Raw genomic sequence first — 17,636 nt, 5'->3', positions numbered from 1 at the left:
CTTCATGGGGCGGCTTTCGCGTTTTTGGGGCTGAATGCGCAAAAAGAGCCAAAATATGGAAAACAGGTGTTGACCGATGCCGCCTGTGCCATTAAAACGCGCTTCACCAACCTTGAGGGCCCGTAGCTCAGTTGGTAGAGCAACTGACTTTTAATCAGTTGGCCACAGGTTCGAATCCTGTCGGGCTCACCAATAAGCCCCTGAAACCCAACCGGTTTCGGGGGCTTTTTATTTGCCCGGATTCTCCCTGCATATCGCGATCTTTTCCAACCCCGGAACCCGTCTTGCCATTGGCGATATTTTGGTATCCGCAAAGGCACATTCGGGCATGCGATTGGCAGGTATTTTTCACCATTTGATGTCTTTTCATGGCTGATGTGCGTCTTCGCATAAAAAGGGGGGTTGACCGATCCCGTCTGGCCCATTAAAACGCCGCTCACCAACGTTGAGGGCCCGTAGCTCAGTTGGTAGAGCAACTGACTTTTAATCAGTTGGCCACAGGTTCGAATCCTGTCGGGCTCACCAATTCAAAACCCCCGGAACCCAGAAGTTCCGGGGGTTTTGCATATCTAGGTTTTGGCCCTGGCTTTCGCCATCGTATTTCCCGATCGATCACGCAAACCCTGTCCCGCCCTGAATGACCTGCTCGGTGCAGGGGATCAGCATGAAAATGTATTTTGGCCTGTTGGTTGCGATTGCATCGCAATTCTATTTCCTGTAAAGAATGCAAATCAGTTTCAAACGCACCAGAGCGGGACGTCTGGTGGTGATCAATTTTGTGATCGGGAAAGTTACATGTCTGACCCTGTGAATTCATCAGCCGCATCTTCGGATGCGCAAACGCCGCTTTCTTCCGATGGCGCACTCGTCCCGGTGGGGGCTGACTCTGCGACCGGAAACCTTAATGCGGACGGTTCTGTCATGGTGGACCCGAATACCGGGCTTGCCATTGATGCAACGGCAACGACCCAGTCGACCGGCATGCTGGATGGCTTTGTTGGCCTTCCGGTGATTGAACAGGTCGACCGGGCAGGCGTTGTTGGCTGGGTGCTGGCCGCGATGGCCCTGATCGGGCTTATGGTGTTCTTCTATAAGCTGGTCGGGTTCCTGCGCCGTGGTGTTTTTGCCGACGGCTTTGTAAAGGATGTCGAACGTCACCTGTCATCGGGTGACGAGCAGCAGGCGGCCGAAATTCTGGCACGCCGTCGCCATCCGGCCGCGCGTATTGCCCTGTCGGGCATGATGCTTCCGGTAAGTTCGTCTGAGGAACGCGAAGCAGCATCGGATCTGATTGCATCGCGTGCGCGCAAGGAAATTGATGGTCTCAATGGTGGTCTGCGGATCATGTCGGCCATTGCCGTGCTAAGCCCGCTCTTGGGCCTTCTGGGTACCGTCATGGGCATGATCGAGGCCTTCCAGCGTATGGAAGGGGCAGGCAGCCGTATTGATCCGTCTGTGCTGTCTGGCGGTATCTGGCTGGCACTTCTGACAACTGCCATCGGCCTTGTGGTCGCGATCCCGGCAACCGCGTTTCATATGTGGATGCAAGGCGTGATTGGCCGTGCTGCCGCCACGATGGAAGATGTTTGTACGCTGGTGGTTAATCGCGGTGAACTGGCCCGCAAGACGCTTAGCCGCGCATCAAACGTTTCCGAACTGCGCCACGCCGCCGAATAAACCCCGTTTCCGGAAGTCGCCCCATGCAGCTGCGCGAACGCAACAGCGGTTCTACACCGATGATCGGTCTGACCCCGCTGATTGATGTTGTCTTTATCCTGCTGATCTTCTTCATGCTGGCTTCAAGCTTCCTTGACTGGAAGGGCTTTGAGATGTCGGTCAGCATCACCGATGGTCGCGCCACCAGCCAAAGCGACACCCGACCGGTCACGGTCGAGGTCGATGTTAATGGTGGCCTGTCGATCAATGGCAATGCGATTGCGCTTTCGAATCTGGCGCCGACGCTTTTGCGTGATCATGACGGATCACCGGTACGCCTGCGGCCGATCAATGGTGCCAATCTGCAACGACTGGTCGAAGTGATGGATACGCTGGGCCGTGGTGGCGTCACGGATGTGGAGTTCATTGAATGAAACGCCGCATCCAGATTGCCGAGGACGGACCGGTTCAGGAACCGATGTTGCCTTTGATCAACATCGTCTTCCTGCTTTTGATCTTTTTCATGATTGCCGGAAGCCTGCAAAAACTCGGTCCCTTTGAAGTTGACCCGCCCGCCAGCCAAACCGCCGAAGGCCAACCGGAAGACACCATTGTCTTGTGGTTTGGCAGCAATGGTGAAATCGGGATTGATGATTTGACGGGTGGGCTTGATCGCCTGTCGTCAATGCTGCCAGCCGATTATATCGGCCGTCCGGTCGAAATCCGGGCCGACCGCGAAGTCGAAGGTGCCAAGGTCGTGACCCTTTTGGCGCGTCTTCAGGAACTTGGCATTGAGAAAGTCCAATTGATGACGGCCATGCAGCCGGGTCAGGAATAGCATGTCCAAACGTGTTGATCTTTTGATTGCAACCGGGCTGACCGGTCTTGTCCTGACCGGCGGGATCGTCCTTGCCATGCCCGACCCGCAGCCATCCGGCTGGGGCGGGGCAGGGGCTGTGCAAAGTATCAGCATTTCGCTGGGCGCCGGGCAGGCCGAAACCGGTGAAGCGGAAACCGATACCCAAAGTGCCGACGCGGTCGATAGCATGGCCGCCGAAGTGCCCGAAGAAATCGTTGACCCGGATCCGGAACAGGAAACCCAGCCCGAGCCGATCCCCGAGGAAGTGTTCGAGACGGAGCCAGAGCCTGAACCGGAAGTTCTCCCGGAACCAGAGCCGGAAGTGGTCGAGCAACAGCCAGAACCCATTCCGGAACCAGAACCGGTCATTGAACAAGTCGCCGAACCGGAGCCTGAACCTGTGCCCGAGCCGGTTGTCGAACAGCAACTGGCAGAGGTCCTGCCGGTGCGCATGAAGCCCAAACCACCCGTGGAGCAGGCAGAGGCCCCGCAACCGACCAAGGCGCCAGAGCCGGTCGAAAAAGCCGCCCAGCCAACGCCACAGCCGTCCGGACTGACAAACTCTGTCAAGTCAGAGGGCACGACGGGTGAAACCACCCAAAGTCAGGCCGCCAGTTCATCGGCTGGTAGCGGTGGTGGTGCGGCAAGCCAGGCCAAGATGGTGGATTATCAGGCGTCCGTTTTGCAAACGCTGGCGCGCTACCGCGAATATCCCGAACGCGCTATGCGCCGCCGGATCGAGGGCGAAAATCGTATTCGCCTTGTCATTGCGCGCGATGGCACGGTGCTTGAAGCCAGCATGGTCAGTTCAAGCGGGTCAAGCATCCTTGATCGCGAAACCGAACGCCTGATCGAACGCGTTCGGAAATTCCCGCCATTCCCCGACGAGATGACCGAACAACAAGTCGTCTGGACCGTACCAGTCGCCTATCAACTTCACTAGAATGACAAACGCCAGCCCATGAAGGCTGGCGTTTTTGTTTGCGTAAGGCGCGTTTAGGCATCAGGCGTTTCGCCATCTTCCCAATGATAATCAAGTGGTGCCTCGCGCCAGGCAAATTTGTCGAGATGGACGATAATCACACCCTTCATGCTTTCAATACCTTCTGGCTTGTGTGACTGCCCGTCAAAGGTCAGGCGGTCCTCATGGGCGGTAATGACGCACGGGCCCATGGGAAATGCCACATTGCCGGTGGTTTCGCCCAGATCGACCTCGACCTTGTGAGCGAAATGTTTGCACAGCTGGACAAGATACTTGGCGGCCTTATCGGTTTTGACCGATCCCTTTGTGGTAAACATCTGGCGATCTCTCTGTTTGCGTTTGCGGGGTTGGGTCGGCTTATGGTGACGGCGCGTCGTCAAGGCCGATCCAGTAGACACCGTTCAGATCAACCGCCTGAAAGCGCTCGAAAAATGTTGCCAGTTCGGCGTCTGGATCAAGGTCGGCATAGATGTCGGGATGCAGCCACTTTGCCATCGCCTGCAGGGCAAACACATTGATCGGATTGTTATAAACATGATGCCAGACGGAATAGACTTGGTTGCTTTTCACCGCACTTAGAAGCGGCAGGCCGGTGCGTTCCATGCTGTTTGCCAGCGATGCACGTGCCTGATCGGCATTCGTCTTTGCGCCCAGCACAATGCGCTTTGCATTGGCGTCCGCATCCAGCCCGGCGGATCCGATGGCTGTGGTGATATAGACGTCGGGATCGGAGACAATGACCTGTTCGACGGAGACCTGGCTGATGACGCCGGGAATGGTGTCGCCAAAGATATTCTTGCCACCGGCAAGGGTGACGAACTTGCCAATCATCTCGTTGCCCATGGCTTCGCAGCAATTCTCGGCAAGGCCGACACGGCTTTCAAGGAAGACACTGGGCTTTTCGGTTATCTTTGCTGTGCGTGAGGTCACCTTTTGAAGGTTCTCCTCATAGAACTTCACAAATGCTTCTGCCTGTTCTTCCCTGCCCATCAGCTTGCCCAGAAGACGTATGCTCTTGGGTGTGTTTTCAAACGGCTTGGCTCGGAAATCAATCATCACCACCGGGATGTGGGCAGCCCCCATGACAGACAGGACCTCGTGGCTGGTCGAGCCCGGCCCATGACCACCCGACATGCCGAAAATCGCAACATCCGGTTTAACCGTGATTGCCTTTTCAACAGAAAACGTTTCCTCGTTCTGACGGCCAACCAGCGGGATATCATCAATTTCGGGGAATTTTTCGCGGTATTGCGCAAAGGATGCCGGATCGAGTGATTTGAAGTCGCCCATCATTCCGGCAATCCAGCGCACCGGATTTTCCGGATCAAGAATGCCGATCGACGGCAGGAAACGTCCCTCGCCAAGGATCATGTGTTTGACCGGCACCTCGACGGTGACTTCACGTCCGGCAATATCAGTCAGTGTGACCGTTTCACCAGCGGAAGCACTTGCACCCCAGATCAGTGTTGCCACAGCAACGGCGAAAAGATTGCGAATTGTCATGTCAGGTCATCCTGAAGGTTTGTCTTGTCGTGCATTTCAAACGCCAAAACGGGCAGCACCCGATGTGCTGCCCATTTCGGTTCGATGAGTGTTTCTTCGCGTCCTAGAAATCGACCTTCGCCGAAATCAGGAAAGTGCGTCCGGGTTCGTGATAGGGCTCGACGTTGCTGTTGTCGTAGCCTGTTGTGGTACGGGCAACATAATCACGGTCAAAGATGTTCATTGCATCCACACGCAGGGTAACCGCATTGTTAAGGGCATCAGGGACCCATTCGGCATAAAGGTTGGCAACAAAATAACTGTCGAGTTTCTCGTTGCCATTGTCTTCCGGGCTGTCGTCAGACAATGCGAGTTCTGAATTGCCCCCGATCCGGATGCCGTAATCATCAAAACGGTGCGCTGCATCGATGTTAATGATGTCACCGACGATCACCCCTTGATAGGCGGCCGATGTGCTGACGGGCACAGCGCCATCTGATTTGACGTTGGTGTGCGTATAGCCCGCACGGACATAACCCGGACCATAGGTGTAGGTGGCCGAAAGGTTTACGCCGCGCGTATCAAGATCGACGGTGGTATTGCGATTTGAGGTCGACAGATCATGAGACTCGTTGATCAGATTGTAGAAAAGATTCCCGTCGAACGCCCAATCCTGCAGTGTGACGCGTGACCCCAGTTTTGCATTGTATGAACGAGATGGGCTAAAGCCGCTGTAATTCCAGATGCCTGAATAGTTGTAGATCGCGGATTCACCAAGTGGCAGGCCGCCAAAGGTTGTGCCCAAACCACCATATGCCATGACGGCATCGGTAACGTCATATTCGGTGTTGGCATTGCCACTAAGTCCGAATTCGCTGAAATCGGTTCCGTCTATGCCTTCAAACCATTGCTGATCACCACGACCGCCAAATGAAACGCGCCAACGGTCTGTCAGTGAAAGTCTTGCCTGTGAGAAAACACCAATATTGGTTGAAGTTTCAGTAAATCTTCCTGCCCGACCTGCTGGACGGGCAGTGTCCCCGCCGCCGGTGGCTTCGTCGTGGTAGAAGTCGAAACCGGCGGTCAAATCTCCCATGCCGACGTCAAACGTGTTTGCGGCCTTGCCATTCAGGGTTTCAATCACCGACTCAATGTGTGTGCTGTCATCAAGCTTGGGTACGTCAAGATGCGTCTTGCTGTAATTCAGGCTGAGTTCCGGGGCCAGCATGTCAGTTGGTTGTTCATCAACGTAGCTGACACCAAATGACGTATCCTTATAGGAAATCCATTGCGGCTGGGTGGTTCTGGTCGGTAGCGATGCAAAGTTCGGACGCACCGGGCGAACACCTTCGTCAACAAGATGGCTGGCAAAGGCTTCGAACCGGCCACCGTCATTGCCGGTAAAGGCAAACTTGCCCAGACCGCTCTCACTGCCATCGGCTGTGCCGGTTACTTCGTTGCCAGCACCATCCTTGTAATTCCCCTGATTGCTGTTCTTTAGATATGCCAGCGCTTCGACGTTTTCATATTGTCCGGCAACGGTAAGCCACTCGGCCAAACCCTTGGTATTGGAGTTATATTGGAGCTTTGCCCAACCACCAAATGACTCACCATTTTCAAGAACGTCGCGGGCATCGCGGGTTTCATAGAACATCGAGCCACCAAGCGCGTTCGGGCCGGCATCTGCTGGTGAGACACCTGACTCAACTTCGACTGATTTCAGCATCGCAGGGTCAATGATCGCAGTACCGATATGGTGGAAGGTTGAATCAACCTGCCGCGTGCCATCGACCTGTACATTGAGTTTGGTGTTCTCAATGCCCTGGACATAGACTTTCTGCGAAATCGCTGTTGGACCGCCAACCTTGACACCCGGCTCGTCGGCGAACACATCCTTGATCGTCTGTGGATTTTTGCGATCCAGTTCTGCCTGGCCGATTGAAACACCACCGGGTAGTCCCTGTGCGGATTTGGCCGATGCGGTGACTTCGAGTGGCTGTGTTACGGTTTCGGCGTCATCTGTCTTTGCATCTTGTGCAAGGGAAAATGAGGGCAAAACCGTAAGTGCAACACCGGCAAGGATGGTTGTGCGCAAAAGGGCGCTGATCCGGGGCGATAAGATTGGCGAGGGTGACTGTGGCATTTTGGTTCCCTGAGAAATAGATTTGCAAATGCGAATGATTGTGAATATTATTTTCGTAGGCGGGGACGCAACAGGAATGATGTTTGCCAAATCGCCGGACATGTTTGCGAAATCGTCAGCATGTTTACGCAAAGACCGTTCAGCGTCATTTGCATATGTTCAAAAATGCTTTGTGAATTCAAAACGGGAGAGAGGTTTGTGGGGGTAACAGCACACCGGCAGATAACACGGCGTGACTCAATTACCAGGTGGCAACTGGAAGAACTTGGCAGTCGTGTCGAGGGGGTGAATGGTCCTTTGGCAGGCACAGGTTCGCTTATGAATGGTCGAATGTCATTTAGTGATGCGCCGCAATCCTTTCTTGGTATTCACACATCCGACACGATGGAAATGAAGGATGCCATTGCCGACTATAGTGTCGGTGCGGCAGTCAAGGTCGCTATCATGTTGAAGGGGCGGCTTCAGGCCGAGTTTGATGGTGTGCCCGTTGATCTTGACGCACGTGACCACCCGGTTGGCTTTATCTTGGCGGTACCGCATCCCTCAAAGGTCCGGCGTTATATCCACAAAGGCAGCGAAATCAGCAAGGTGATGATATCCGCGCAGTTTGACTGGGTGTTGCGCCAGCTTGGCAAATCACCGGCTCGTTATCGCGAAATCACCGATTTTTTCAATGCCGGTATTTCTGTGCGCAGTTGGCGGCCCTCACGCCGTGTCTTGGCACTGGCCGATCAACTGATCTATCCGCACGTGACCGATCCGGTCATGCGCGAGCTTTATGAAGAAAGCCGTGGCCTGGAAATTTTCGCCGAAGCACTATCTGCCATTCAGAATGACACCGACGAAAAGGCGATGCTTGGCAAACGTTCCGGTCCGGATGCACTCGATCGCCATCATCGTGCACAGGAAATCCGTGATTTCATTTTGACCACTGATCCCGAGCAACAAACCCTTGCGACCATTGCTTCTGCTATCGGGGTCAGTGTGACGAGCATGCAACGCATCTTCAAGGACGCCTATGGCATGACGGTAAAGGATTTCATCCGTGAAAGTCGCCTTGTCGCGGCCCGCGACGCGATGGAAAAGGACGGCCTGACGATTGCGCAGGCCGCCTGGGCAGCGGGCTATAAAAGCCCGGCCAATTTCGCAACTGCTTTCAAGCGGGTGTTTGGTATTACCCCGTCCGAGGCGCGCGGCCGCTAGGGGCGCAAACCTCGGAACAGGGTTGGTTTAAGATGTCAGTTTGGAGATGAAGGCATCGACATCTTTGCGCAGTTGCTCGGAATTCTGTTTTAGTGTCTGCGATACTTCTGAAACGTTCAAGGCGACCGAACTGGTTCGGGTTGCCGTGCCATTGACGGTTTCAAGGCTGCTGTTTACGTCACGGTTGGCCGAGGATACGGCATTGATGTTGCCACTGATTTCGGTGGTGGCAGCAGCCTGTTGCTCAACCGCTGCCGAGATTGCGGTGACAGAATCAACGATGTTGCTGATTTGCCCTGCCACGCCATGAATGGCGTTAACCGCTGCTACCGTGCTTTGCTGCACATTGTTGATCTGCTCGGTGATGTCACCGGTGGCCTTGGCCGTCTGGTTGGCAAGGTTCTTGACCTCGCTTGCGACCACGGCAAAACCCTTGCCGGCTTCGCCAGCACGGGCAGCCTCGATCGTGGCGTTGAGTGCCAGAAGGTTGGTCTGACTTGCGATCTTGTCGATCAGGTCGACAACAGTCCCGATCTGCTCGGCGGCAGCATTGAGTGTCTCAATCGTATCTGATGTTTGCCGAACGGAACCTTCGACCTCGGTGGAAATCGTCGAGGCGCGCGATACCTGGCTTGAAATTTCGCGAATGGAACTGTCGAGCTCCTCTGCTGCGCCTGCGACGGTGGTGGCGTTATCGGCTGAAATTTCTGCCGCGCCGCGTGCCTTTTCGACTTCGCTCTGGGTTTCCTGCATGCTGCTCATCAGGGATTCAGAAGCCTGTGACATGTCTGTCGCCGAGCTTGAAACAGCTGAAACAACTGTCCCGATGGTTTTTTCAAACTCGTCGGACATTTCATTCAGTTTTGCGGAATAGGTTTTCTGCGTTTCTTCGTAATAGACCGTAATGGCCATTTCGACATCGATCAGCAGGGCTTGCGTAGAGGCGGTGATCAAGACGGGCAACTGACCGTCGCGGTGGAAGTTCTTGCACAGAACAGAAATGATTTCGCCCAGCATGAAGTTATAGGCCGACACATAGGATTCCGGGGTTAATCCGATGCGTTCATGGGCTTTGCCGATGCGCCGGACATCATCATAAAACGATTGGTCAAAAGCGCCTTCAAAAAGCTTGGCCCAGTGTTTGCTCTGGGCATTCTTCAAACCTTCGATATTTGAAGGGTCGCCGACAATTCTGGCCAGCCCTTCGTCATTCATCACGCGGCGGTAAAATTCATCAAGCATGGCCGGCAGGTTTTTTTCGATAACAGGCCATGCCCGCTTCAGTTCTTTGATCTTTGGTCCGTCCAGGCCAATGAACTCAAGGCGGCGTTTCATGTCTGGATGCATCACTTTATTCTCCCCGAGAAACAACAAGTAATTAGAACAATTAAAAAGTTCTCTTGGTTACTACAGGTTGGTTTAAGGGGGCATAGTTTAACTATACATACGTATATACATTTGTGCTTTTAAGGAGGAGGATGGCTGATTTGGTGTTAGCGCTTTCGCGCTATAGGCGAAAATACGAAAAATATTTTCTCATTTTGGGTTTGGCAGCGTCGTAGTGGCATGAATGCTTTTAAGTGAATGGAGAGTTCTATGCCAATCGACGCCACGCAGCTCCGCACACTGGTTGTTCAACCGGTTTTGGCAGCCCTGGATTTGCCATCATCCAATGTCGCCGAAAACCTGATTATGGGGACGGCCGCCCATGAAAGCCATTTGGGGGATTACATCAAACAGGTCGGCGGTGGCCCGGCTCTGGGCATTTTTCAGATGGAACCCGCAACCCTGCACGATTGTTACGAGAATTTCCTGGATTACCGTTCAGACCTCAAGGCCAAGGTGGACGGGTTTCTTGCCCCTCAGCCGGCGCAGGCAGACGGTACGCCAGACAAGGATGCACAATTGGCAACCAATCTGGCCTATGCCGCAGCCCTGTGTCGCATTCGCTATTACCGTGCACCGGCTGCGATGCCAAGCGACCCGAACGATGTCAATGGTCTGGCCGCCTATTGGAAGCAGTATTACAACACCCCCCAAGGGGCCGGGACGGTTGAACAGTTTGTGGCCGATTACAATACCTACCTTGGGTCGTAAAAGTCGGAAGAAGGTCTGAAAGCCTTGTTTCCGTAACGTCAGGAAAAAATATTTCCCAAATTCGGCAAAAATAGTGGAAAAGGACAGTCGTTTTAGCCAAAATCCCCCTCCGCAGGCTGGTGGTTGCGCAAAAAACCACCAAAACACAAGAATATAGGGGATCGAAATGAAACGTCGTCAGTTTCTTAAAGGGGCTGGATTGGGTGCCGGTGCGGTTGCTGCCTCTGTTGCAGCGCCGGCTGTTGTATCCGCACAGGAAACTCTGAATTGGCGCATGGTCATGCCATGGCCAAAAGGCACGCCGGGCCTTGGCACCAATGCCGAAAAATTCGCCGCCATGGTCAAAGAGATGTCGGGCGGTCGCCTGAACATCACGATCTATGGTGCGGGCGAACTGGTGCCGCCGTTCGAATGCATGGATGCCGTCGAACAGGGCGTGGTCGAAATGGCGCACGGTACCCCGTATTACTGGCAGGGTAAAAATCCAGCGCTTAACTTCTTCTCGACCATTCCGTTCGGTCTGACCGCGTGGGAACTTTCAAGCTGGATCCGCTTTGGCGATGGCCAGAAGCTTTGGGAAGAAGCCTACGCAGAATTCAACGTTGTGCCGTTCTATGCCGGGAACTCGGGCATGCAGGCCGGTGGCTGGTTCAACAAGGAAATCAATTCCCTTGATGACCTGCAGGGCCTGAAAATGCGCTATGCCGGTCTTGGCGGCGAAGCGATGCGCCGTGCCGGTGCCAATGCCACCATGATCCCGCCAGGCGAAATCCTGCCGGCCATGCAGTCGGGTGCGATTGACGCGGCCGAGTGGGTTGGCCCATGGAACGATATGGCCTTTGGTCTTTATCAGGTTGCCAAATACTACTACACCCCGGCCTTCCATGAACCCGGCCCGGGCCTTGAGATCTTTATCGGCAAGGACAAGTTTGACGCATTGTCGTCCGACCTGCAGGCGATCATTCGCTTTGCCGCACAGGCGATTGCCGAAAATACCCTTGCGGACTTCACCTTCAACAACATCCAGTCCTATCAGCCACTGATCGACAAGGGTGTTGAAGTGCGCCAGTTCCCGGATGAAGTGATCATGACGCTGGCCGAACATTCCAAGGCCGCTGTTGATGAGATCGCAGCCCAGAATGATCTCTCTGGCCGGATCGCGGCAAGCTATCTTGACTTCGTCAAGAAAGCTGCCCGCTATGGCAAGGAATTCGAGGCAACCGGCCTGATGCATCGTGCAAAGGTTTGGGGTTACTAAGCCCAGACTGACATCTTTATCGAGCCTTGCGGTTCGATCCCCGATCAGGGACTGCCAGTTTGGCAGTCCCTTTTTTTGAACTTATGGGTGAAGATTTGTCGATAAAATGTCGATGTCATGCGTTCAGGGCGATGCTGCATCCCGCAATCATGAATTGTTGCCCGCGCCAAAAAACGTAACTTTGACCGCAAACAAGGTTACGAAATTAGCTTCGTTAGCTTTTCACGCAAAATCTTACCAATATTGGGAGCCCCACAATGAAACGTCGCGCGTTTCTGAGCGGTGCAGGCGTTGCCGCAGGCGCATTTGCCGCCACTGCCGCCGCACCATCAATCGTCAAAGCTGATGAAACCATTAACTGGCGCATGGTTATGCCCTGGCCGAAAGGAACCCCGGGCCTTGGCGCAAACGGCGAACTGTTTGCCGAACGTGTAAACAAGATGTCGGGCGGTCGCCTGAACATCACCGTTTATGGTGCCGGTGAACTGGTCCCGGCCCTTGAATGCATGGATGCAGTCGAGCAAGGCGTTGCCGATCTTGCCCATGCCACCCCGTATTACTGGTTTGGCAAGGATCCGGCAGTTTCGTTCTTCACCACCATTCCGTTTGGTTTGATGGCGTGGGAGCTTTCCGGCTGGTTGCGTTTTGGCGGTGGTCAGGCACTGTGGGACGAACTTTATGCCCAGTTCAATGTCAAACCGTTCCTGGCTGGCAACACTGGTCTTCAGGCCGGTGGTTGGTTCAACAAGGAAATCAATTCGGTTGATGACCTCAAGGGCCTGAAAGTCCGTTATGCCGGTATCGGTGGCGAAGCCATGCGACGACTTGGTGCGACCCCGTCGCTTTTGCCGGCGGCTGACATCCTGCCAAGCCTGCAGTCGGGCGCAATTGACGCGGCCGAATGGGTTGGTCCGTGGAACGATTATGCCTTTGGTCTGGCATCGGTTGCCAAATACTACTACACCCCGGCATTTGCCGAACCGGGTTCAGGCATCGAGGTCTTTATCAACAAGGACAAGCTTGCCGAGCTGCCCGAAGACCTGCAGGAAATCGTTGCCGTTGCCGCACAGGCCAATGTTGACCAGACGGTGTCGGATTTCGCGTTTAACAACATCCAGTCCTATCAGGCGATCCTGGATAAGGGTACCGAGATCCGTCACTTCAATGACGATCTGATCAATGCCTTCGCCGGTGCTGCCAAGGAAGCGATTGCAGAAATCGCAGGCAAGAATGACCTTAATGGCCGCATTTACGCGTCGCTTATGGACTTTGCCAAGAAAGCCGCACCCTATGGCAAGGAATTCGAAGCAACCGCACTGAACCAGCGCGCCAATGTTTTTGCCAACGGCAGTTACTAAGTCGCCAAGTCGTACGACTGCTGAAATGAGAAAGGCCGGCACCTTCGGGTGTCGGCCTTTCCTGTTTTTGGGATTTGATTGCGCTTAGTGAACTGTCGGCGCATTCGGGGCGGCGGGCAGGTCAAAGGTGAACCTGTCCTGATCCTTGAGCTCCTCGTTGGCGGCACGCTTTACCAGTTCGGCAGCCAGCACAAGCGATGTTTCAATCGTCCATTTAAGCTGTTCGACAGCGCCCTCGTTCCCGGCATTCAGGGCCTCGGGCAGGATGCGTTCCTGCAGGAACTTGGCAACACCGGCAAAGGCGCGCGCGGCACTTTCGCAATTGTTGCGTTCGACCATAAATCGACCCGTCTGTTCGATTGCGTCTGAAATCCCCTTCAGATGCCCCATCATGATACGGATTTCCGGGTCTTCGGTTTCGGTTTTCTTTGCCACAAACCGTAAAATACCAGCGTAAAAGCCATAATCAGAAGCCATTCGAACCACGCTTTCCTTGAACTTTATTCTCAAATCGATTTGCGCCGTTTTAGACAATAACGCCGCCGTGGTATAGTCCCGGACACAAGATTGTTTTAACCGCCTAATATGGCGGCCGGTTACAGAATGACACACAGGGCCACGCGCGGATGATTCAGGGCGGACTGATCTTTATTGTTGCCATGACCTATATCGGGTTGTTGTTTGCCATAGCCCATTATGGCGACAAATATGCCGACAAATGGCGTGCATCAAAGCTCAAGCCGACCATCTATGCCCTGTCACTGGCAGTTTACTGCACAAGCTGGACCTTCTTTGGCTCCGTCGGATCGGCGGCCACAGGGGGCTGGGCGTTTCTGCCGATCTATATCGGCCCGATTGTGGTGATGATTGTCGGTTTTGGCATCATGACCAAGATCGCGCGTGTCTGTCATAAACAAAACATCACCTCAATTGCCGATTTTCTCGGCTCTCGCTATGGCAAAAGCCAAAGTCTGGCCGCCCTTGTTGCCCTGATCGCGGTTGTCGGGGTGCTGGCCTATATTTCGCTGCAGCTCAAGGCCGTGTCGATGTCCTTTGATGTCTTGATCGGCGATCTGGGGCAACAGGTTGTCCGCCATTCCGAGGGCCATTTTTCCAAGGATACGGCACTTTATGTCACCGTCCTGATGGCGGTGTTCTCCATCCTTTTCGGTGTGCGCTATATCCACTCATCCGAACACCATGACGGCCTTATTCTTGCCGTGGCGTTTGAAAGCCTGATCAAGCTGGCGGCACTTTTGATGGTCGGGTTCTTTGTCGTCTACGGAATGTTTGACGGCTTTGCCGATATCAACAGGCGGGCGCTTGCGGACCCAACCATTCGCGAGTTGTTCATCCCTGATACGTGGATGACCTCGAACTTCTTTATCGCAACCATGCTGGCCGGTTTTGCGATTTTCTGCCTGCCGCGACAATTCCATGTGACCTTTGTTGAAAATGATGATGGCCGCAACCTGACGAGTGCACGCTGGCTGTTCCCGGCCTATCTGATTGCGATCAACATCTTTGTCGTGCCGATTGCGATTGCCGGACTGTTCATGTTTGGCGACGATCCAACGGTCAATCCCGATACCTTCGTTCTGACCTTGCCGTTGCTTGGAGGGCAGGACTGGCTGGCGGTTGTGGCCTTTGTCGGCGGCTTGTCGGCCAGTACCGGCATGGTGATTGTGTCCTGTGTCGCGGTCTCGACGATGGTTTGTAATGATCTGGTCATGCCGCTTTTGCTGCGTTCAGAGCGCATCCAGAAACGCATGTCAGGTGATGTCAGTCAGGTGCTTTTGAAAATCCGCCGTGCGGCGGTTATCGGGCTTCTGTTTTTGGCGTACGGGTTTTATCGGTTTCTGGCGGGAAACTATGCGCTGGCCGATATTGGCATGCTGTCCTTTGCGGCCATGGCGCAATTTGCCCCGGCTGTTCTGGCCGCGATCTACCTTAAAAACATCAACCGTACCGGGGTGCGACTTGGTCTGATTTCTGGGTTCGGACTTTGGGCCTATACGCTCTTGATGCCGACATTTGTGCAGGGCGGGTTGTTGCCATCCTCGATCCTGACAGACGGTCCGTTTGGGATTGGCATTCTGAACCCGCAGGCGCTTTTGGGTGTGGGCATCCAGGATCATTTGACCCATGGGGTTGTCTGGTCACTGGGGGTGAACTTTGTTCTGATGTTTGTTGGTTCCGCTGTTGGGGTTCAGGGTGTCACCCAACGCCGTCAGGCACAGGTCTTTGTCGATGTCTGGCGCAAGGATACCAAGGCGCGCAACGATACCTGGCCGGGCCGGGTGACGCTGGGCGATCTGGAAGATCTGGCGGCAAGGTTCCTTGGCAAGCATTGGGCACAGCGCGCCTTTCGCAATTATCTGCAATCGCGCGATGGCGAAACCAAGCGATCCGATCTTGCCGATGTCGATGCCGCGAACTTTACCGAGCATCTGCTGTCTGGTGCCGTGGGGGCCGCATCGTCGCGCGTGGTGATGGCGCTATTGCTGCCCGACAAGGCCGTGTCGCGCCGCGATGCGATGGAACTGCTCGATGAAGCATCCGAGGCCATCAAGTTCAACCGCGATCTGTTGCTCAATACGCTTGAAAACATCTCGCAAGGCGTCGGGGTGTTTGATCATAACCTCAGGCTTGCGACCTGGAACCACCGTTTCATTGATTTGCTGGGCATTTCGACCAGCGACATTCAGGTCACTTTGCCGCTGTCCGATCTTGTTCAAATCTGTCGTGAAAATGGCAACCGGGCGGTGGATATCGATATTCTGCTCGGCCGTAATGCCGCGCCGCAGATGCGCCGTTTGCCACATACCTATGAGCGCAAAAGGTCCGATGGCATGGTGCTCGAAGTGCGTACCAACCCGATGCCTGATGGCGGCTTTGTTGCCACCATTGCTGATATCACCGCACGCGTACGCACCGAAGAGGCCCTTCGTGACAGCGAACGAAATATCAGGATCTATACCGACAACATTCCGGTGATGATTGCTTATGCCGATAAAAATCAGCGCCTGCGCTTTACCAACCGCCCGTATGAACGGATGTTTGGCCTGCGGCGCGTCGAGGCACACGGCATGTCGGTCCGCGAAGCGGTGGGCGAGGAACGCTTTGTCCATCTCGCCCCGATGATTGACCTGGTTTTGCAAGGCTATCGCCAGAGCTTCGAAATCGAATTCCCGGCGATTACCCGCAACCGCAATGACGAACGCGCCACCCTTGGCGTGCGCGAAGGCCGCTATGCCGAAGGCACCTATATTCCGCACTTTGATGAAACCGGCGAAGTGCTGGGTTATTTCTGTATCTATCACGACATTACCGAACGCAAGATCGCCGAACAGGCCCTTAAGGAAGCCAACGAAGGCCTTGAGGCGCGCGTGACCGAACGAACGCATGCGCTTGAGGTGCTCAATTCCGAGCTTTCAGACGCCAAGGAGCAGGCCGAAACGGCGAACGATACCAAAACCCGCTTCTTTGCCGCGGCCAGCCACGACTTGCTTCAGCCGCTTAATGCCGCGCGCCTGTTTACCGTGGCCCTTGGCGGCAAGCAGGGTTTGGCCGAAGACGTGCTTGATCTGGTCGGCAAGGTCGATTTGTCGCTTAAGGGGGTTGAAGAACTCCTCAACGAACTTCTTGATATCTGCAAGCTGGACGCCGGCGCGATGCAACCGACCATTCGCGACTTTGCGATCAATGATGTGCTGGGTGCGCTTGAAACCGAATTCGGCCCGATTGCTGAAAATGCAGGGCTCAGCTTCAAGGTCCATAAGCGTGATCTGTGGGTGCGCAGTGACAGTCGCTTGCTGCGGCGTATCCTGCAAAACTTCATTTCCAACGCCATGCGCTATACCCGCACCGGCGGGGCGGTGGTCGGCTGTCGCATGCGTGGTGACACGCTCAAACTCGAAGTCTGGGATAGCGGGCCGGGCATCCCCGAAGACAAACTGAAAATCATCTTCCGCGAATTCCATCGTCTCGAAGGCCCGGAAACCACCGATGTGAAGGGGCTTGGCCTTGGCCTTGCCATCGTCGACCGCCTTGGCAAATCGCTGGGCCATCCGGTTTCGGTGCGTTCACGCCCCGGTCGCGGCACGGTCTTCTCGGTCGAAGTACCGCTGGGGGTTGCCGACACAGCCGCCACGCCCAAACCCAAACGCCGCATGGCGGGCGAATTGGGTGGGCTTCGGGTGCTCTGCCTTGATAACGAACCGGCGATCCTTGATGGCATGCGCGCCATGTTGGAAAACTGGGATTGCGTCGTGGTTACCGCCCAGTCGGGCCGTGCCGCCGAAGACACCCTGACCAAAACCGTCGATGGCAGACCGCCCTTCGCACCGGACATCATTCTCGCCGATTACCACCTTGATTCCGGCCAGACCGGCCTGGATGTCCTGATCCGGTTGCGTGATGTTCACGGCGTTAACGTCCCCGGCGTCATCATCACCGCCGACCGTTCAACCGAGACCGCCGATCTGATCGCCGCCCAAGGCTACTCTCTGCTCAACAAACCGCTCCGTCCAGCCAAATTGCGCGCGCTGATGACACGTGCGTTGAACCGGTTGGGGAGTGACGCGGCGGAGTAATCG

The 17,636-nt window shown here is 54.9% G+C and carries 14 protein-coding genes and 2 tRNA genes; 11 read left to right on the top strand and 5 right to left on the bottom strand.

The window, feature by feature from the left end; translation table 11 throughout:
- The first annotated feature begins 116 nt into the window (after positions 1-116).
- The 6 genes from DY252_RS14285 to DY252_RS14260 all read left to right on the top strand — a co-directional run bounded on the left by DY252_RS14285 (position 117) and on the right by DY252_RS14260 (position 3,458).
- Positions 117-192: transfer RNA gene (locus DY252_RS14285), tRNA-Lys, on the top strand.
- 257 nt (positions 193-449) lie between these two features.
- Positions 450-525: transfer RNA gene (locus DY252_RS14280), tRNA-Lys, on the top strand.
- A gap of 270 nt (positions 526-795) precedes the next feature.
- Positions 796-1,677 carry a MotA/TolQ/ExbB proton channel family protein gene (locus DY252_RS14275; protein ID WP_064790822.1) on the top strand — a complete coding sequence of 294 codons (882 nt, stop codon included), beginning with the start codon at positions 796-798 and terminating at the stop codon, positions 1,675-1,677.
- A gap of 23 nt (positions 1,678-1,700) precedes the next feature.
- Positions 1,701-2,090 (top strand): ExbD/TolR family protein, encoded by a 390-nt coding sequence (locus tag DY252_RS14270; protein WP_008892303.1) that lies wholly within the window; start codon positions 1,701-1,703, stop codon positions 2,088-2,090.
- The gene (locus tag DY252_RS14265) at positions 2,087-2,494 is read left to right on the top strand and encodes an ExbD/TolR family protein (RefSeq protein WP_008892304.1); all 408 of its coding nucleotides are present in this window, start codon (positions 2,087-2,089) and stop codon (positions 2,492-2,494) included. Before DY252_RS14270 ends, DY252_RS14265 begins: the two co-directional genes overlap by 4 nt.
- Position 2,495: 1 nt before the next feature.
- Positions 2,496-3,458, top strand: coding sequence for an energy transducer TonB (locus DY252_RS14260; RefSeq protein ID WP_064790821.1), 963 nt, complete (start codon positions 2,496-2,498; stop codon positions 3,456-3,458).
- 53 nt (positions 3,459-3,511) lie between these two features.
- Here DY252_RS14260 and DY252_RS14255 read toward each other — a convergent pair whose 3' ends face one another.
- The 3 genes from DY252_RS14255 to DY252_RS14245 form a co-directional block, all read right to left on the bottom strand.
- Positions 3,512-3,814 (bottom strand): DUF2218 domain-containing protein, encoded by a 303-nt coding sequence (locus DY252_RS14255; RefSeq protein ID WP_064790820.1) that lies wholly within the window; start codon positions 3,812-3,814, stop codon positions 3,512-3,514.
- Positions 3,815-3,854: 40 nt separating this feature from the next.
- Complete coding sequence (locus tag DY252_RS14250) at positions 3,855-5,000, bottom strand: ABC transporter substrate-binding protein (RefSeq protein WP_064790819.1); 1,146 nt, start codon at positions 4,998-5,000, stop codon at positions 3,855-3,857.
- Between the two features lie 103 nt (positions 5,001-5,103).
- Positions 5,104-7,122, bottom strand: coding sequence for a TonB-dependent receptor domain-containing protein (locus DY252_RS14245; RefSeq protein ID WP_064790818.1), 2,019 nt, complete (start codon positions 7,120-7,122; stop codon positions 5,104-5,106).
- A 330-nt stretch (positions 7,123-7,452) separates the two neighbouring features.
- On the opposite strand from DY252_RS14245, the gene DY252_RS14240 reads away from it, so the two are divergent.
- On the top strand, positions 7,453-8,325 hold the full coding sequence (locus DY252_RS14240; RefSeq protein WP_231959837.1) for a helix-turn-helix domain-containing protein: 873 nt from the start codon (positions 7,453-7,455) through the stop codon (positions 8,323-8,325).
- 27 nt (positions 8,326-8,352) lie between these two features.
- Here the strand turns inward: DY252_RS14240 and DY252_RS22690 are convergent, their stop codons facing one another.
- Entirely contained in the window at positions 8,353-9,672 is a 1,320-nt protein-coding gene (locus tag DY252_RS22690) for a globin-coupled sensor protein (protein ID WP_064790817.1), read from the bottom strand.
- 249 nt (positions 9,673-9,921) lie between these two features.
- On the opposite strand from DY252_RS22690, the gene DY252_RS14230 reads away from it, so the two are divergent.
- From DY252_RS14230 to DY252_RS14220, 3 genes are all read left to right on the top strand, one after another.
- Positions 9,922-10,422 carry a hypothetical protein gene (locus DY252_RS14230; protein ID WP_064790816.1) on the top strand — a complete coding sequence of 167 codons (501 nt, stop codon included), beginning with the start codon at positions 9,922-9,924 and terminating at the stop codon, positions 10,420-10,422.
- Between the two features lie 166 nt (positions 10,423-10,588).
- The gene (locus DY252_RS14225) at positions 10,589-11,680 is read left to right on the top strand and encodes a TRAP transporter substrate-binding protein (RefSeq protein ID WP_064790815.1); all 1,092 of its coding nucleotides are present in this window, start codon (positions 10,589-10,591) and stop codon (positions 11,678-11,680) included.
- A gap of 257 nt (positions 11,681-11,937) precedes the next feature.
- Positions 11,938-13,038, top strand: a complete 1,101-nt coding sequence (locus DY252_RS14220) for a TRAP transporter substrate-binding protein (RefSeq protein ID WP_064790814.1) — start codon at positions 11,938-11,940, stop codon at positions 13,036-13,038.
- 84 nt (positions 13,039-13,122) lie between these two features.
- Here the strand turns inward: DY252_RS14220 and DY252_RS14215 are convergent, their stop codons facing one another.
- Positions 13,123-13,515, bottom strand: a complete 393-nt coding sequence (locus DY252_RS14215) for a hypothetical protein (protein WP_064790813.1) — start codon at positions 13,513-13,515, stop codon at positions 13,123-13,125.
- A 149-nt stretch (positions 13,516-13,664) separates the two neighbouring features.
- Here DY252_RS14215 and DY252_RS14210 point away from each other — a divergent pair, with 149 nt between their 5' ends.
- Positions 13,665-17,633, top strand: coding sequence for a hybrid sensor histidine kinase/response regulator (locus DY252_RS14210; protein WP_064790812.1), 3,969 nt, complete (start codon positions 13,665-13,667; stop codon positions 17,631-17,633).
- Positions 17,634-17,636: the final 3 nt, after the last annotated feature.

This window comes from Thalassospira indica (genome assembly GCF_003403095.1).
GTDB classification, from domain to species: Bacteria; Pseudomonadota; Alphaproteobacteria; order Rhodospirillales; family Thalassospiraceae; genus Thalassospira; species Thalassospira indica.
This window is presented reverse-complemented; position numbering and strand designations above follow the sequence as displayed.

Bases quoted from the DNA above. Each gene is read 5' to 3' on its own strand.
- DY252_RS14255 (WP_064790820.1), bottom strand. From the start codon at position 3,814: ATGTTTACCACAAAGGGATCGGTCAAAACCGATAAGGCCGCCAAGTAT.
- DY252_RS14250 (WP_064790819.1), bottom strand. From the start codon at position 5,000: ATGACAATTCGCAATCTTTTCGCCGTTGCTGTGGCAACACTGATCTGG.
- DY252_RS14225 (WP_064790815.1), top strand. From the start codon at position 10,589: ATGAAACGTCGTCAGTTTCTTAAAGGGGCTGGATTGGGTGCCGGTGCG.
- DY252_RS14265 (WP_008892304.1), top strand. From the start codon at position 2,087: ATGAAACGCCGCATCCAGATTGCCGAGGACGGACCGGTTCAGGAACCG.
- DY252_RS14260 (WP_064790821.1), top strand. From the start codon at position 2,496: ATGTCCAAACGTGTTGATCTTTTGATTGCAACCGGGCTGACCGGTCTT.
- DY252_RS14270 (WP_008892303.1), top strand. From the start codon at position 1,701: ATGCAGCTGCGCGAACGCAACAGCGGTTCTACACCGATGATCGGTCTG.
- DY252_RS14245 (WP_064790818.1), bottom strand. From the start codon at position 7,122: ATGCCACAGTCACCCTCGCCAATCTTATCGCCCCGGATCAGCGCCCTT.
- DY252_RS22690 (WP_064790817.1), bottom strand. From the start codon at position 9,672: ATGCATCCAGACATGAAACGCCGCCTTGAGTTCATTGGCCTGGACGGA.
- DY252_RS14210 (WP_064790812.1), top strand. From the start codon at position 13,665: ATGATTCAGGGCGGACTGATCTTTATTGTTGCCATGACCTATATCGGG.
- DY252_RS14240 (WP_231959837.1), top strand. From the start codon at position 7,453: ATGTCATTTAGTGATGCGCCGCAATCCTTTCTTGGTATTCACACATCC.
- DY252_RS14220 (WP_064790814.1), top strand. From the start codon at position 11,938: ATGAAACGTCGCGCGTTTCTGAGCGGTGCAGGCGTTGCCGCAGGCGCA.
- DY252_RS14275 (WP_064790822.1), top strand. From the start codon at position 796: ATGTCTGACCCTGTGAATTCATCAGCCGCATCTTCGGATGCGCAAACG.
- DY252_RS14215 (WP_064790813.1), bottom strand. From the start codon at position 13,515: ATGGCTTCTGATTATGGCTTTTACGCTGGTATTTTACGGTTTGTGGCA.
- DY252_RS14230 (WP_064790816.1), top strand. From the start codon at position 9,922: ATGCCAATCGACGCCACGCAGCTCCGCACACTGGTTGTTCAACCGGTT.